This is a genomic window from Lysinibacillus sp. 2017 (genome assembly GCF_003073375.1).
In the GTDB taxonomy this organism is placed as follows: domain Bacteria; phylum Bacillota; class Bacilli; order Bacillales_A; family Planococcaceae; genus Solibacillus.
Window position 1 is genome coordinate 1,578,099 of record NZ_CP029002.1, and the last position, 16,553, is coordinate 1,594,651.

The following is a 16,553-nucleotide window of genomic DNA, read 5'->3' on the forward strand; positions in this document are numbered from 1 at the left end:
CGCATGTCAAAAAAGGTACAGTCACTCATTAGTGCAGGAATCGACATTGGTACGAGCACGACCAAAATTATTATTAGTCGACTTACGATTCAAAATACAGCAGGTCAAGCTCATGTTCCGCGCTTTGAAATTGTCGATAAAGAAGTACTCTACCAAAGCCCAATTTTTCGGACACCTTTACTAGATGATGTAACAATTGATGTAAAAAAAATTGAAGAAATTGTGTTTCAACAATACAAACAAGCCCAAATTGAGCCACAACAAATTCAAACTGGGGTCGTGCTTATAACGGGTGAAACGGCAACGAAAAAGAATGCGCGGGAACTGATTCATTTTATCTCGGATGCGGCGGGTGAATTTTTAGTAGCGACTGCTGGACCTGATTTGGAAAGTATTTTAGCTGCAAAGGGTTCTGGCGCCGTTGCTCATTCAAAAAAAACGAGCAAGGTTGTAGCGAATATCGATATCGGTGGTGGTACAACGAATATTGCGGTTTTAAAACATGGGGAAGTAATCGGTACAGTAACACTTCATCTAGGTGGTCGATTGATTGAATATGTACACAATCAAGTGATTAGTATGGCACCATCTATTCAACGATTATTACAGCAAGCAAGTATTGACTATAAAATTGGGGATTCACGTGAGGTGCGCACGGAACAATTTATTATCCAACAAATGATCACTAGCCTAAATTATGTACTCTGTGCAGAGCAACGAGCTGAAAAGATTCCATTACTATTAGGTCATGTGCCGAATTGGCAAGAACCCGTGCAAGTGATCAGTTTTTCAGGAGGGGTTGCCCATTGCATGTATCCACGTAGCGATGCCAATTGTGATACAGGAAGATTTGATGATTTAGGAAAGAAAATTGCAGAAGCACTAATGGCTGACGAAACGCTTGCCAAATTTGAATGGATAGAACCCGTTGAAACTGTGCGTGCAACCGTTACGGGAGCAGGTTCACAGTCAACAGATGTAAGTGGCGCAACGATTGAAGTTGATGCATCGGTTTTGCCTATTAAAAATGTGCCTGTATTAACTGTTGATTTTAATAAGCAATCAAATCAAATAATGCAGGCAATTGAAGCGAGTATGATTCAAGCAGTACAGCTGTTTGACACGGAAAATAGCGGTGAACCATTTGCGTTATATTTAAACAATTTGCCATATATGAATTTTGCAGATATCGATCAATTGGCCGAAAGCATTGCGACAAGTTGGCCAACTAAAAATGGAATTATACTCCTTATTTTAGAGGCTGATTATGCAAAAGTGCTCGGTCAAAGTTTATTACTACGAAAAGAAGGACGACAAATTGTTTGTATCGATCAAATTTTCGTACGAACAGGTGATTATATTGATATTGGCAATCCGCTTCAAGCAGGTGTTGTGCCAGTTGTCGTGAAAACTCTAGCATTTCATAAAGCATAAGGAGGTTGCGAATGAACCTTTCAACAAATTTAGGTGGAATCGTCTATACCTTTCAAGATTTAAAAGATTTATTGGCAAAAGCAAATGAATTGAAATCAGGCGATGAATTGGCTGGTATTGCTGCTGAAAATGTGCAGCAACGAGTAGCAGCAAAAGTAGTATTAGGTGATATTCTCTTAAAAGATATTCGCAATAATCCACTCATTCCAATGGAAGAAGATGAAGTATCACGTTTACTTGATGGAGACATTAATGAAACGATTTATGGAGAAATTCAAAATTGGAGTGTTGCAGAATTACGCGAATATATTTTAAGCAGTCACGTGGATAATGCGGCATTGCGTCGTCTTGGAAAAGGTCTATCTTCTGAAATGATTGCAGCCGCAGCAAAATTAATGTCCAATATGGATTTAATCTATGCAGCGAATAAAATCGAAGTATTATCGACGTGTAATATTACAATCGGTCAAAAAGGAACATTATCATCTCGTCTACAGCCAAACCATCCTACAGATAATATTGACGGCATCATTGCGTCAATGAAGGAAGGCTTAGCATACGGTGTTGGTGATGCTGTCATCGGTATTAATCCCGTTGATGATTCAGTAGAAAGTGTAAAACGTGTATTGCACGCAACAAAGGATTTTATCAATGATTGGCAAGTACCCACTCAAAACTGTGTACTCGCCCATGTAACAACACAGATGAAAGCCATTCGCCAAGGGGCACCTGCAGATATGATTTTCCAAAGTATTGCAGGTACTGAAAAAGCAAACCGTGCTTTCGGGATATCTGTAGATTTAATTAAGGAAGCTGCGCAACTTGTAAAAAAACAAGGAACAAGTGCAGGACCAAACCAGCTTTATTTTGAAACGGGACAAGGTTCTGAATTATCAGCAGAAGCACATCATAGCATCGACCAGTTGACATTAGAAGCCCGAAATTATGGCTTTGCACGTCATTTCAATCCGTTTATCGTCAATACCGTTGTTGGATTTATTGGACCTGAATATTTATATGATAGCAAGCAAGTAATTCGCGCAGGGCTCGAGGATCATTTTATGGGAAAAATGCATGGGCTACCAATGGGTGTTGATATTTGTTATACGAATCATATAAAAGCTGACCAAAATGACAACGAAAATTTAGGCGTACTTTTAGCGGCAGCGGGTGTGAACTTTGTGATTGCTGCACCAATGGGCGACGATGTCATGTTAAACTATCAATCTTTAAGTTACCATGATGTGCCGACCTTGCAAGAAATGATGCAAAAACGACCTGCACGTGAGTTTGAAGTATGGCTTGAAAAAATGGGCATTATGGAAAATGGTCGTCTAACAAGCAAAGCAGGCGACTTAACGATTTTTGAGAAGTAGGTGATGAAGTGGATCGAGAGTTAGTCGAAATGATTACGAAGCTAGTCACAGAAAAGCTTGTCCAACAACAATTAACAGAACGTAAACAACCTGAACAACACGTGCAAGCAGCAACTATTCAGCTATTTAATCATCCAGCACCGAATTCGAGTGCACAGCAAAAACAACAAGTAAATCAACAAGCTGATGCGAAAAAATTTGAAGAGGTAATTGATGAAAAATTTATGCATTTTCGCACACAAACACCAGCGCGTATTGGTGTAGGTAGAAGTGGGCCAAGGCCTTTAACGAACACGATGTTAAAGTTCCGCTTTGATCATGCAGCAGCAGTAGATACGGTTTATGGGGAAGTTGAACAAGCCCTTCTACAAAAATTGCAGCTATTCACAATTGGAACAAAGGCAGAAGAAGATAAAGAAACATATATTTTAAGACCTGATTACGGACGAAAATTATCCGATGAAGCCAAAAAAACATTACTAGAAAAATGTCAAAAAAACGCGAAGGTCCAAATTATCGTATCAAATGGTCTAAGCGCGGAAGCAATTAATGCCAACCTAGAAAATGTGTATTTATCATTGCAACAAAGCTTACAAAGTCTAGGCTATCAGACGGGAACACCGTTTTATATTGAGCAAGGGCGTGTTGGTTTGATGGATGATATTGGGGAGTTATTACAACCCGAAGTAATCGTCTATTTAATTGGTGAACGTCCAGGGCTCGTATCAGCAGAATCTATGAGTGCGTACATTTGCTACAAGCCGCGTAAAGACACGATTGAATCGGATCGTACTGTCGTTTCAAATATTCATAAAGGCGGAATTCCACCTGTGGAAGCAGGCGCATTTTTAGGGAATATCGTTCAAAAAATATTGAAATACGAAGCGAGTGGTGTCAATTTAGTGCAAAAAGAAGAATAGGAGGCTAATGAATGACGAATAAATTGTTTGCCGATATTTTAGCGATGCAAATCATTCCGAGAGTCAGTAGCCAGTTAGCACAGCAATTGCAATTAGCCGATTGGCATCAAAGTATAGGGATTGTTACGTTAACAATCGATGACGTAGGCTACACCGCTATCGATGAAGCAACGAAAAAAGCAGATGTTGAAGTCGTTTACGCAAAAAGTTTTTATGCAGGCGCGGCTCATGCGTCTGGACCATTATCAGGTGAAATGATTGGTATTTTAGCTGGCTCCTCGCCTGATGAAATACGTAGTGCATTTGATGCAATCGAGCAAAAGGTGCAATACGATGCGTTTTTTGAAGAAATAGGCGAAGGACATGCCCTTTATGCACATACCGTTTCCAGCTGTGGCAGTTATTTAGCTGAAACAGCGGGTGTTCCAGTTGGTTCAGCTTTAGCGTACTTAATTGCTCCGCCGCTAGAAGCAATTGTGGGGTTAGACGCTGCGTTAAAGGCTGCCGATGTTGAGCTGAAAGTATTTTTTGGTCCACCGTCTGAAACAAACTTCGGTGGTGGGTTATTAAGCGGATCCCAATCATCTTGTAAAGCAGCAGCGGATGCATTTCGTGAATCTATCGAGCGAATTGCACAAAATCCAATTGATGCATCATAAGGAGGTGACAGGATGATTCAGTTATTTGAAAACGGACAATCGACTGATGCAATCGATGAAGTTGATCACAAGGTGAAACTTGCATTTGAGGCACAGCTACAATATGCCAAGTTCACCCAACAACAAGTTGATAAAATTGTGAAGGCTATTGCAGAGGTAACCTATGAAAAGTCGGAATATTTAGCGAGATTGGCAGTTGAAGAAACTGGAATGGGTGTTGTCGCACATAAAAAAATGAAAAATGAAGTCGGATCAAAGGCGGTTTATGAAGACATTAAAGACTTGAAAACAGTCGGTATCATTAATGAAAACCGTATGAAAAAAGTTATTGAAATTGCAGCGCCCTATGGGGTTGTTGCAGCAATTATTCCGACAACAAATCCAACATCTACTGCCATTTTTAAAGTGCTCATTTCATTAAAAACGCGCAATGCTATCGTTGTAAGCCCACATCCTTATGCAGTGAGCTGTACAAAAGCCGCGCTCGATATTTGTGAAGAGGCTGCTGTAAAAGCAGGTGCTCCAGCAGGGTTAATTCAATGCTTAACACAAAAATCAATGGAAGCTACAGAAGCTCTTATGAAGCATCCAAATACACATGTCATTTTAGCGACAGGTGGCGGTGGGTTAGTTCGTGCAGCGTATAGTTCTGGAAAGCCTGCTTACGGGGTTGGACCTGGAAATGTTCCAGTTTATGTTGAGAAATCGGCTAAACTCGATATCGCATTAAGACATATCGTGGAAAGTAAAAGCTTTGATTATGGAACGATTTGTGCCACAGAACAAGCATTAATCGTGGATGAAGTTATTTATGAAAAGACTGTTGAAAAGCTGAAAAAGCTAGGGGCTTACTTTTTATCGGATGCAGAAAAACAAAAGATGGAGAAAGTAATCTCTCCTGAAGTGGGGAAAGTGAATCCCAAAATCGTTGGCCGATCTCCACAAACGATTGCGAAACTAGCAGGAATTCAAATTCCAAAAGAAACGAAAATCATTGTAGGCATCGAAACGAAAATTGGAAAAGAGATTCCTTTCTCTTTAGAAAAGCTTTCACCAGTTTTAGCGCTTTATAAAGTACAAAATAGTGATGAAGCGAAAGATACGTGCTTGCAATTACTAAATATTGGTGGGCGCGGACATACATTATCCATTCATACGGAGAACGATAAAATCGCTAGAACCTTTGCATTTGAATTACCAGTTTCCCGAATTGTGGTTAATACGATGGCTACGATGGGTGCCGTTGGTGGTACGACGAATTTGCGTCCATCGTTTACATTAGGTTGCGGTACATTTGGCGGAAATATTACGTCGGATAATGTATCAGCACAGCATTTATTATTAACTAAACGTATGAGTTATGGTGTGAAAGAAGTGAAAGTACCGGCACCTCCAGTTGAGGAAAGTGTCGATATTGAATCGATTGTACAACAACAAGCAGGTTCAATTGATGAACAGCTTGTTGCAAAAATTGTGGAAGAAGTACTAAAACAACTTAAATAATTGGAGGAATTAACTATGAATCGTGAAGGAACAGCTTTAGGAATGGTAGAAACAAAAGGGCTAGTAGGAGCAATTGAGGCAGCGGACTCTATGGTTAAAGCAGCGAGTGTTAATCTTGTTGGTAAAGTACATGTAGGTGGCGGGATCGTAACAGTATTAGTCCGTGGGGATGTAGGTGCAGTAAAGGCAGCTACAGATGCGGGTGCAGCTGCGGCAGAACGTGTTGGAGAATTATTATCTGTTCATGTAATTCCGCGTCCACACAATGAATTAGAATTGATTTTACCAAAATTAGAGCTATAATCCGCACACAAAGGGGATGTAGAGGATGACAAATCTCGATACGCAAGTCCCAATTGCTGTATCTGCTCGTCATGTTCATTTAACCGAAGCACATATTGCCATCCTATTTGGGCCAGGAGCTACATTAACGAATGATTTTGATTTATCACAGCCAGGACAATTTGCAGCCGCAGAACGCGTAACGATTCGTGGACCAAAAGGACAAATTGAAAAAGTACGTGTACTAGGACCTGCTCGCATTGCTTCTCAAGTTGAAGTGAGTAGAACGGATAGCTTTGTACTTGGTGTCAACCCACCAATTCGTCAATCAGGTGATATTAGTGGGAGTGAGCCAATCACATTAATTGGTCCAGCAGGAGAAGTTGCAATTGAAGAAGGCTGCATAATAGCAAAAGCACATATTCATATGCATCCAGATGACGCAAGCCAATTTCAAGTTACGGATGGTGAACTTGTTGATGTAATTGTCGATTCAGATCGACCAATAACATTTCATAATATCATCATTCGAGTATCTGAAAGCTTTAAACTCGACATGCATATTGATACGGATGAAGGCAACGCAAGTAATTTAATTCGAGGCTTTGGCACAGTAGTTAAGCTAATTAAGGAGGCGATTTAATGAATGATCAATTGATTAGTTCAATCGTCGATGAGGTATTAGCGAAAATTCATGGAGCCCATTATAATTCACCAGGCAAATTTTCGATTGGAATTTCTGCTCGCCATGTCCATTTAAGCGAAGAACATGTGCATTTGTTATTTGGAGAGGGCTATGAATTGAAACCAAAGTCACCATTATCACAGCCAGGACAGTTTGCAGCGGAAGAACAAGTCACCATTGTTGGTAATAAGGGGTCGATTCATCAAGTTCGCGTGTTGGGCCCAGCACGCAAGCTGACTCAAGTAGAAGTGAGTGCAACCGATGCACGACAATTAGGTATCCAAGTACCACTTCGCTTTTCTGGAGATACGGCTGGTTCCGCACCTATTACTATTGTTGGACCTAAAGGTAGTATTTATTTACAAGAAGGCTGTATTATTGCTGCGGCACATATTCATATGTCTGTTGAAGATGCCCACTCTTTTGGTGTTACAGATGGACAATTTGTCAATGTACGTGTGTTGTCACAACGACCTCTAATTTTTAATCATGTAAAAATACGTGTATCCGAGCGTTTTAAATTAGAAATGCATGTTGACACAGACGAAGGCAATGCGGCGATGATTTCTGTAAATGATGTTGGAGAAATTGTAACGGACGAACCAGTTCAGCAAATGCCAATGTTACAACCAACACCAAGTTATACGCAAACACATGCTAACTCAATTCCGACAGGATTCAACAAAAAACTTGTAACGGAAAAAGATGTAGCGGATTGGACTGGAACTGAAATGGTAGTAAATCCAAAAACAATCATTACAGCACTGGCATATGATCAAGCTCGTAAACGAGGAATCAAAATAGTTCGGCAAAAATAAAGTAGGTGATGATGGAAATGATGATGGCTCGAGTAATCGGCAATGTATGGGCAACAAGAAAAGAAGAAAACTTAAACGGCTTGAAGCTATTAATCGTTCAACCCATTGATTCAAAAAATCAGCCGATTCGTCATGAATTAGTTGTAGCAGATCGTATCGGCGCAGGGATTGGTGATGAGGTACTCGTTACAAATGGTGGTGCAGCTCGCTATATTTTAACAGACAACCCTCTCCCCATTGATGCAGTAGTTATCGGTATTATTGATTCGACAGAGGTGCGAGGTGATAAAAATGAGTAAAGCAATGGGCATGATTGAAACAAAGGGGTTAGTCGGTTCAATTGAAGCAGCAGATGCAATGGTGAAAGCAGCGAATGTTGAAATTCTAAAACAAGAAATGATTGATGGTGGTATCGTTACAGTATTTATTACTGGAGATGTAGGCGCTGTGCAAGCAGCAGTTGATGCAGGGAGAGAAGCAGCGGCACGTGTGGGTGAATTACTTGCCGCACATGTAATTCCTCGACCAGATGAAGAAGTAGCGAAATTATTTGAGAAAAAAGTTCCGAAGCATACACCAAAGCGAACTGCGCCAAAAGCGACACAGCCGAAAAGTGTAAGTGAGGAGTGAAAGCATGGGTTTTAAAAAACATAAAATCGTAATTGTAGGCGCAGGAAATACCGGAATGACCGCTGCACTTTATTTAGCACAAAAGCAATTGGGTGATATTGTGCTGATCGATATTCCTGAAGTGGCAAAGCCAACAGCAGGCAAGGCACTTGATTTACTACAAGCTGGTCCCATTGAAAATTTTAATGTCAATGTAATGGGTACCGATCAATACGCAGAAATGGAAGGGGCTAGTTTAGTCATTGTGACAGCTGGCTTCCCACGTAAACCTGGTATGAGTCGTAATGATTTAGTCAAAACGAATGCGAACATTATGAAAAACGTCGCGCAAAATATAAAAAAATATGCACCTGACAGTATTGTCCTTGTTTTGAGCAATCCAGTCGATGCAATGACCTATGTTTGCCTAAAGGAAACAGGTTTCGAACCGCATCGTGTCATTGGACAGTCTGGCGTCCTTGATGCAGCTCGCTTTAACACATTTGTGGCACAGGAATTAGGCATTGGTGTAGAAGATGTTTCTAGTTTTGTGTTAGGTGGTCACGGCGATGAAATGGTCCCTTTAATTCGTTATTCATACGTAGGTGGCATCCCAGTCGAAAAAGTGATTGCACCGAATCGCTTAGAAAAAATTGTTGAACGCACACGTAAAGGTGGAGGAGAAATTGTCGCTTTACTAGGTAATGGAAGTGCCTATTACGCTCCTGCCGCCGCAACTGTAAAAATGGCCGAAACAATTATTCGCGATCAAAAAAGAATCATCCCAAGTGTTGCTTATCTACAAGGGCAATACGGTTACAATGATATTTGCCTAGGTGTTCCGACGATTTTAGGAGGGAACGGTATTGAAAATATCGTGCAACTTGATTTAGAAGAAGCTGAAAAAGAGGCATTAGCAGTTTCGGCAAATGTCGTGAAGGAAATGGTGGATTTTTGTAAGACATTATAATTGAGATTATTAAAGCAGGTTGGTTTTCATGTAACATGGAAACCAACCTTTTTATAATTTTAAAGTGAAAATTTAATCATTTGATAAAACGAATTAAATAGTAGATATATACTTGTCATTTATAGATGAAAAAAATAATCCTACACGCTTTACATACCTTGAGGGGGTATGTTAGTATGGGGTGTATTAGGAGGTTGATCTAATGGAAAATGAAGTAAATGATGTCGCCTGCCATACAGAAGATAGTGCCTCTTGTAGAAAAAGTCATCATTCTGAACGTATCAAAAAAGATATGACGACAAGATTAAATCGAATTGAGGGTCAAATTCGTGGGATAAAAGGTATGATTGAGAAAGATGTCTATTGCGATGATGTTATTACGCAGCTTTCTGCTACTCAATCTGCATTAAATAGTGTTGCTAAGATTTTATTAGAAGGCCATTTAAAAGGCTGTGTTGTGGATCGACTTTCAGAAGGCGATGATGAAGTACTTGATGAATTACTTGTAACAATACAAAAGCTTATGAAAAAATAATTTTTTTAACAATTATATACCCCAGTGGTGTATATAAAATAAATAATCATTCATATTAAGGGAGAGAATCAATTATGCAAAACGTTACATTAAATGTTCAAGGAATGTCATGTGGTCACTGTGTGAAAGCAGTAGAGAGTGGCGTAAACGAATTACAAGGTATTAATGAAGTATCAGTAAACTTAGAAGATGCAAAAGTAACAGTGGCTTTTAATGAAGCTCAAGTGTCAGTTGAAGCAATCAAAGAAGCCATTGAAGAACAAGGCTACGATGTAAAATAATTGAGTAGAGTGCTGTTATAGGCACTCTCTTATTTTTATTGAAATATACCCCCATACGGTATATGGAGGAGGGACGCTCAATGACTGTAAAAGAAAAAAATACAACCATTCAAATAACAGGTATGACATGTGCCGCCTGTTCAGCACGTATTGAAAAAGCACTCAATAAAATGGAGGGTGTCGACCAAGCAACAGTTAACTTGGCACTTGAAAAGTCATCGATAAAATATGATGCAACGAGATTAACAGAAAATGATTTCGAGAAAAAAATTGAAGCGCTCGGTTACGGTGTCATCAAACAAAAAGCAGAATTAGATATTACAGGCATGACATGTGCTGCCTGTTCAGCACGAATTGAAAAAGGTTTAAATAGAATGGATGGTATTTCTACTGCCAATGTCAACTTAGCATTAGAAAAGGCAACGATTGAATTTAATCCAGCGCAAGTGTCAGTTGCTGATGTCATTGCTAAAGTAGAAAAGCTTGGATATGGTGCGCATCAAAAACAGGATGAAAAAGATCAAGTCGATTATCGCGAAAAAGCGATTCAACAACAAAAATGGAAATTCATCATGTCAGCCATTTTATCATTACCATTACTTTGGACGATGGTAGCCCATTTTTCATTTACATCGTTTTTATATGTTCCTGATTTTCTAATGAACCCATGGGTACAACTAATTTTAGCAACACCCGTTCAATTTATAATCGGCCGACAATTTTATGAAGGTGCCTATAAAGCACTTCGTAATGGTTCAGCAAATATGGATGTTCTTGTAGTCATGGGTACTTCAGCGGCTTACTTTTATAGTGTGTATCAAATGATTGTGATGAATGGCTCACATCACGCACCACATTTATATTTTGAAACAAGTGCAGTCCTGATTACACTCATTCTTTTAGGAAAACTATTTGAAGCAAAAGCAAAAGGTCGTTCATCAGAGGCGATTAAAAAATTAATGGGACTTCAAGTGAAAACAGCGATCATTCTTCGTGATAGCGTTGAAGTGGAAGTACCTTTAGAAGAAGTAGCAATTGGCAACATTCTGTTCGTGAAACCAGGTGAAAAAATCCCAGTTGATGGTGAGATGCTAGAAGGTCAAACAGCTGTTGATGAATCCATGCTAACAGGTGAAAGCTTACCCTTAGATAAAAAAATGGGTGACGTTCTTTATGGTTCAACAATTAACAAAAACGGTTTCATTAAAATGAAAGCGACAAAAGTTGGTCGTGATACAGCGCTTGCACAAATTATTAAAGTAGTAGAAGATGCGCAAGGCTCTAAAGCGCCAATTCAACGTTTAGCCGATAAAATTTCGGGGATATTTGTTCCAATTGTTGTAGGGATTGCGGTATTAACGTTTATCGTTTGGATAGTATGGATTGATCCAGGTAACTTTACGCAAGCACTTGAAGTGTTAATTGCGGTTTTAGTCATTGCTTGTCCGTGTGCACTTGGTTTAGCAACACCAACTTCAATTATGGCTGGTAGTGGACGTGCTGCGGAATTTGGAATTTTGTTTAAAGGTGGCGAACACCTAGAACAAACGCAAGCCATTGATACAGTGGTCGTCGATAAAACAGGGACGGTTACACATGGTAAACCTGTGTTAACAGATGTAATTGTTGCGCAAGGGATAGAAGAAGAAAATTTTCTAGCACTTCTTGGTGCAGCAGAGAAACAATCGGAACATCCATTAGCGCAAGCAATTGTTCAAGGGATTGAGGACAAAGGCATAGAGCTTGGAACTGTTCAATTTTTTGAATCGATTCCTGGCTACGGTGTGCAGTCTACTGTATCCGGACAAGGCGTCATTATTGGTACACGTAAATTAATGCAACAATTCAATATTGATATTACAAATGAGTTACCTCAAATGGAACAATTAGAATCGGATGGTAAAACAGCGATGTTAGCTGCGATTAATGGGAAATTTGCAGGATTAGTAGCAGTTGCTGATACGATTAAAGAAACATCAAAGCAAGCAATCGAGCGTCTTCAACAAATGGGTATTGAAGTCATTATGATGACAGGTGACAATGTTCGTGCTGCACAAGCCATTGGTAAAGAAGTCGGTGTAAATGCTGTTATCGCAGAAGTATTACCGGAAGGAAAGGCTGAAGAAGTGAAAAAACTTCAAACGCAAGGTAGAAATGTGGCAATGGTTGGTGATGGTATTAATGATGCGCCAGCTCTTGCAACAGCGAATGTCGGTATGGCGATAGGTACGGGAACAGATGTTGCAATGGAAGCTGCGGACATTACATTAATTCGTGGCGATTTAAACAGTATTGCCGATGCCATTGTAATGAGCCGTAAAACAATGCGTAATATTAAACAAAACCTATTCTGGGCATTTGCCTATAATGCAATAGGGATTCCAATTGCAGCATCCGGCTTCCTGGCTCCTTGGGTCGCAGGTGCAGCAATGGCATTTAGTTCCGTATCCGTTGTATTAAATGCCCTACGATTACAAAAAGTAAAACTAAATAAATGAAGAAAAAGTGAACCTTTATACAAGTTCGAAAACGAATTGGGTGTCGACCAAGCACAATCATCAAGGATAGGAGAAAATTGATGCGTAAAAAACTTAGAATGACCATCATTGCTTTAGCTAGCTTAGTGACACTTACCGCTTGTGGAGGAAATGACAGTGAAGATAGCAATCAACATGAAACCAAACTACATGAAAATGGCAGTTCACATCAGCATCATTCAAGTAATGGAGAGCTTCCAGAAGGTTTACAGGCAGCAAAAAATCCTACATTTCCAGTTGGCAGCACAGTATTAATGGAAGCTGACCATATGGAAGGGATGAATGGGGTAGATGCAACAATTGTCGGTGCGTATGATACGACAGTTTATGCCGTTACGTATACACCGACTACTGGTGGAAATCCTGAAAGAGAACATAAATGGGTAATTCATGAAGAACTACAAATTGATGATAACGAACCTTTAAAACAAAATTCGAAAGTCAGTTTAAATGCGGATCACATGGAAGGCATGCAAGGGGCAACTGCTACAATTGATACGATAGAAGAAATGACTGTTTATATGGTTGATTACACATCAAGTTCTGGTGAGAAAGTAAAAAATCATAAATGGGTAACAGAAAGTGAATTAGTGGAAAAATAATAATTAATAGCGCCGTCCTATAAACTAGGTGGTGCTATTTTTTACTTTCTGCAAAATCTCCAGTTAGTGCATTAAATAAGTAAGTTTGCGTATTTGTGTAAATATAATAATGCCCTTGCTGTCCTTTTACTTGTCCTTTATTAGGTTCAATTGCAATTTGACCTGTACTTTTTTCAATGATGTTACTTGCATCTATATAGCTGTACTGTGGTAATTCGTAAATAATGAGCAAAGCAACTATCAATAGTCCACTTGGATATGAGATAAAAATGGCATTTCGCATTTTATGAATTGTTGTGGAATCCTTAAAAATGAAAATGATTAGCAATACGATTCCTGTTAGCAACATAGGTAACCAATAATTAAAAATAGACACGGTAAATGCATAGTATTTTCCTAAAAAGAACAAAATGATTGACAGTAAAATATGAATGATTGAAAAGGTTACGAATGCAGTTTTTTTCATAAACAACCTCACTTTCTAGACGGAAATTATGTACTTTGTTCAATAATGATTGAAATATCTCTCATCATCTATAAATTATGTTGAATCAATTATATAGGTTCATCACCGTAACATGGGGTTGATTATTGTTTTATCAGTTTGTCTAGCTATTGGCGGGCTACGGCATGAGGTACTGCACCCCAAAAGTTAGAGCTAAAAACGAACTTTTGGGGTGATGTTATGCCTAAGGCGAAGTATAGTGAAGAATTTAAATTAAAGGTCGTTCAGGAATATTTAAATGGCCCATATGGTTATCGATTAATTGCAAATAAATATGCACCACTTGTACCCTCACAAGTAAGACGTTGGGTAAGCGCCTATAAAGCATTTGGGCGAAATGGGTTAGCGGTGAAAAAGAAGGATCAAGTTTATTCTGTTCAATTCAAGTTAAATGTACTAAACTTTATGAAACAAACAGGTGCTTCTTTACAGGAGACAGCGATTCAATTTGACTTGAACGACCCTAATTTGGTCTCGAAATGGAAAGCTAAATTTTCAAAGGAAGGTATAGAAGGCCTGGAACGCGTGAAAGGATGGCCAACTATGCCTAAAAAAACAAATAAAACGAAACAAGAAATAATGTCACGCGAAGAACAGCTAGAACGAGAAGTGGAACTACTTCGTTTAGAGGTCGCTTATTTAAAAAAGTTGAGGGCTTTTCGGGAGAACCCAAAAACATTCCTCGAAAAGCACAAGCAACCATTGCCTTCGAGCTTAAAGAAGAAGGATTCCGATTAATCGATGTCTTAAAACAAGTAGCGATTCCAGAAGCAACGTACCATTATCACATCAAGCAACTCAAAAACGAGAACCCGGATGAAGCTTGGAAAGCCTTGATTTTAGAGACGTTTGAGAAACATGAAGGGCGATATGGTTACCGTCGGATTCATGCGGAATTAAAAGCACAAGGGTACATGGTTAATCACAAGAAAGTACAGCGCCTCATGCAGGAATTGAACTTGAAATGTGAGAAATTTGTACGCAAGTCACGCTATAAATCGTATAAAGGGACTGTTGGAAAAGTGGCTAAAAACCGTATGAATCGTCGCTTCAGTACACCACATGCCTTACAGAAAGTCGTAACGGACGTAACAGAGTTCAAGTGTACAAATGACGAAAAACTGTATTTAAGTCCGCTTATGGACTTATATAATGGAGAGATAATTGGATTTAGTATCTCAAAACGGCCGACACTAGAGTTCGTCATGGCATCACTGAAACAAGCGCTCCCAGTCCTACAGGATGGCGCAAACTATCGAATAACAATTCACTCTGATCAGGGCTGGCACTATCAACATAAGGCATGGGTACGCACGTTAAAGCAGAACAAGATTTTCCAAAGCATGTCTCGCAAAGCAACTTGTGCAGATAATGCGGCCATGGAAAACTTCTTTGGCTTATTGAAACAAGAAATGTATTACGGTGAGGAATTAACCTCTTATGAAGCGTTAAAGAAGAAAGTCGAAGACTATATCGATTACTATAATAACGAACGAATTAAACAGAAACTGGGTGGCATGAGCCCAGTAAAATACCGAACTCATGTCAACCAATTAGCTGCATAATAAAACTCTAACTTTAAGGGGTCACTACCTGACAGCATTATGGCCACGTGGTACATGTCCATACTACTGTCTTTAATGCCGCATGCAAGGCCCTCCAATACAAAGTGTCATTCATTTAACCTGGTTAAATGCGTCTGATAATGCCGCTTGCGCTATCGCGAGGCGGCGGGGATTGATCAAGTTTATCCTCTATTCTAAGTGAATTTTGAATCCTATTTCGTTATTGGAATGAAAGTGAATGCCATGGTTTCAGTTATGATGAACACTCTTTCATTTAAACTATTTTCACGTTTATAAAAGATACTTTATCGAATAAGCCTTATCTAAAACACCTTATTAGAAAAAATTTTTTATTCCAAAATAGAGTGCCGCGAAGCGCAGGGGGCGACCCCTTGGGGATTAAGCGTGCGCGGAATATCCACTTGTTGCTTGCCGCCGTAGAGGCAAGTAACAAGTTAGATGGAGCCACGCCCCCAGGAAAGCGTCCCCCGTAGCGTAGCAGAACGGACTAGATTAAAAAGGAATCACTTTGAATCCTAAAATTATGTCATCCCCAACTTATGGTGATGAGCCATTATATAGTATAATAAACAAATTATTCCAATTTGTATGTATACAATATATTCTGTACAATTTAAGAAAGAGGGAACTTGGTTTGGCGCGGATTAATTTAAGGTGTAACTGATTTTGCCTTTCGCGTTCATACATATTTTATGACTTAGTTAGATTAATAGTAAGGGATGATTAGTTTGAGTAGAAGTGAACAAGCAATTTTTACAAATATGTGCATGGTTTATGATGACAATGGAAGAATTGTTGTACAAGATCGATTGAATCCAAATTGGCCAGGGATTACATTTCCAGGGGGCCATGTGGACAAGGGAGAAGCATTTGCGGATTCCGTTATTCGTGAAGTTTTTGAAGAAACTGGGCTAACGATACAGTCGCCCGTACTTTGCGGTATCAAGCAGTTTCAAACTGGAGAAGGCGAGCGTTATGTCGTTCTTTTATACAAAACAAATCAATTTGAAGGGGAACTTAAATCTTCCGAAGAAGGCGAAGTGTTTTGGATCAACCGAGAAAATCTTTTTGATTACCCATTAGCAAATGACTTTGAAAAAATGATTACGGTATTCGAATCAGAGCAGCTAAGTGAAGTGTATTATTACAACGAAGAGGAAGAATTCCATTCGAAAATACTGTAATGCCACCATAATTATGTGTATAAACACAAATCATCTTTTTATAACTTTCAAGTATATAAAAAGTGTG

At 39.2% G+C, this 16,553-nt stretch carries 19 protein-coding genes; 18 read left to right on the forward strand and 1 reads right to left on the reverse strand.

Features of this window, described 5'->3' with window-relative positions; translation table 11 throughout:
- The first annotated feature begins 3 nt into the window (after positions 1–3).
- The 15 genes from DCE79_RS07475 (at position 4) to DCE79_RS07545 (ending at position 13,211) form a co-directional block, all read left to right on the forward strand.
- On the forward strand, positions 4–1,434 hold the full coding sequence (locus DCE79_RS07475; protein WP_108712454.1) for an ethanolamine ammonia-lyase reactivating factor EutA: 1,431 nt from the start codon (positions 4–6) through the stop codon (positions 1,432–1,434).
- Positions 1,435–1,445: 11 nt separating this feature from the next.
- Positions 1,446–2,810, forward strand: coding sequence for an ethanolamine ammonia-lyase subunit EutB (locus tag DCE79_RS07480; RefSeq protein ID WP_108712455.1), 1,365 nt, complete (start codon positions 1,446–1,448; stop codon positions 2,808–2,810).
- An 8-nt stretch (positions 2,811–2,818) separates the two neighbouring features.
- Positions 2,819–3,730, forward strand: coding sequence for an ethanolamine ammonia-lyase subunit EutC (gene eutC, locus DCE79_RS07485; protein ID WP_234417357.1), 912 nt, complete (start codon positions 2,819–2,821; stop codon positions 3,728–3,730).
- 11 nt (positions 3,731–3,741) lie between these two features.
- Positions 3,742–4,389, forward strand: coding sequence for an ethanolamine utilization microcompartment protein EutL (gene eutL, locus DCE79_RS07490; protein ID WP_108712456.1), 648 nt, complete (start codon positions 3,742–3,744; stop codon positions 4,387–4,389).
- Positions 4,390–4,401: 12 nt separating this feature from the next.
- Positions 4,402–5,892, forward strand: coding sequence for an aldehyde dehydrogenase family protein (locus DCE79_RS07495; RefSeq protein WP_108712457.1), 1,491 nt, complete (start codon positions 4,402–4,404; stop codon positions 5,890–5,892).
- Between the two features lie 15 nt (positions 5,893–5,907).
- Positions 5,908–6,195 carry a BMC domain-containing protein gene (locus tag DCE79_RS07500; protein WP_108712458.1) on the forward strand — a complete coding sequence of 96 codons (288 nt, stop codon included), beginning with the start codon at positions 5,908–5,910 and terminating at the stop codon, positions 6,193–6,195.
- 25 nt (positions 6,196–6,220) lie between these two features.
- Positions 6,221–6,817, forward strand: coding sequence for a phosphate propanoyltransferase (locus tag DCE79_RS07505; protein ID WP_108712459.1), 597 nt, complete (start codon positions 6,221–6,223; stop codon positions 6,815–6,817).
- Entirely contained in the window at positions 6,817–7,677 is an 861-nt protein-coding gene (gene pduL / locus DCE79_RS07510) for a phosphate propanoyltransferase (protein WP_108712460.1), read from the forward strand. Before DCE79_RS07505 ends, pduL begins: the two co-directional genes overlap by 1 nt.
- Before the next feature lie 17 nt (positions 7,678–7,694).
- Positions 7,695–7,976, forward strand: coding sequence for a EutN/CcmL family microcompartment protein (locus DCE79_RS07515; protein WP_108714450.1), 282 nt, complete (start codon positions 7,695–7,697; stop codon positions 7,974–7,976).
- Positions 7,969–8,307 carry a BMC domain-containing protein gene (locus DCE79_RS07520; RefSeq protein WP_108712461.1) on the forward strand — a complete coding sequence of 113 codons (339 nt, stop codon included), beginning with the start codon at positions 7,969–7,971 and terminating at the stop codon, positions 8,305–8,307. The genes DCE79_RS07515 and DCE79_RS07520 overlap by 8 nt, the downstream gene beginning before the upstream one ends.
- Before the next feature lie 4 nt (positions 8,308–8,311).
- Positions 8,312–9,256, forward strand: a complete 945-nt coding sequence (gene mdh, locus DCE79_RS07525; protein ID WP_108712462.1) for a malate dehydrogenase — start codon at positions 8,312–8,314, stop codon at positions 9,254–9,256.
- A gap of 202 nt (positions 9,257–9,458) precedes the next feature.
- Entirely contained in the window at positions 9,459–9,791 is a 333-nt protein-coding gene (locus tag DCE79_RS07530; RefSeq protein ID WP_108712463.1) for a metal-sensitive transcriptional regulator, read from the forward strand.
- A 74-nt stretch (positions 9,792–9,865) separates the two neighbouring features.
- Positions 9,866–10,072 (forward strand): copper chaperone CopZ, encoded by a 207-nt coding sequence (gene copZ, locus DCE79_RS07535; protein WP_108712464.1) that lies wholly within the window; start codon positions 9,866–9,868, stop codon positions 10,070–10,072.
- Positions 10,073–10,152: 80 nt separating this feature from the next.
- On the forward strand, positions 10,153–12,570 hold the full coding sequence (locus tag DCE79_RS07540) for a heavy metal translocating P-type ATPase (RefSeq protein ID WP_108712465.1): 2,418 nt from the start codon (positions 10,153–10,155) through the stop codon (positions 12,568–12,570).
- A gap of 80 nt (positions 12,571–12,650) precedes the next feature.
- A complete protein-coding gene (locus tag DCE79_RS07545; protein ID WP_108712466.1) occupies positions 12,651–13,211 on the forward strand; it encodes a YdhK family protein in 561 nt (186 codons plus the stop codon).
- A gap of 34 nt (positions 13,212–13,245) precedes the next feature.
- Here DCE79_RS07545 and DCE79_RS07550 read toward each other — a convergent pair whose 3' ends face one another.
- Entirely contained in the window at positions 13,246–13,677 is a 432-nt protein-coding gene (locus DCE79_RS07550; protein WP_108712467.1) for a hypothetical protein, read from the reverse strand.
- A gap of 219 nt (positions 13,678–13,896) precedes the next feature.
- Here DCE79_RS07550 and DCE79_RS07555 point away from each other — a divergent pair, with 219 nt between their 5' ends.
- The 3 genes from DCE79_RS07555 (at position 13,897) to DCE79_RS07565 (ending at position 16,486) form a co-directional block, all read left to right on the forward strand.
- Positions 13,897–14,454, forward strand: coding sequence for a helix-turn-helix domain-containing protein (locus tag DCE79_RS07555; RefSeq protein WP_108712468.1), 558 nt, complete (start codon positions 13,897–13,899; stop codon positions 14,452–14,454).
- Positions 14,394–15,281 (forward strand): IS3 family transposase, encoded by an 888-nt coding sequence (locus DCE79_RS07560; RefSeq protein WP_108711351.1) that lies wholly within the window; start codon positions 14,394–14,396, stop codon positions 15,279–15,281. The genes DCE79_RS07555 and DCE79_RS07560 overlap by 61 nt, the downstream gene beginning before the upstream one ends.
- 740 nt (positions 15,282–16,021) lie before the next feature.
- A complete protein-coding gene (locus DCE79_RS07565) occupies positions 16,022–16,486 on the forward strand; it encodes an 8-oxo-dGTP diphosphatase (protein WP_234417358.1) in 465 nt (154 codons plus the stop codon).
- The last annotated feature ends 67 nt before the right edge of the window (positions 16,487–16,553 follow it).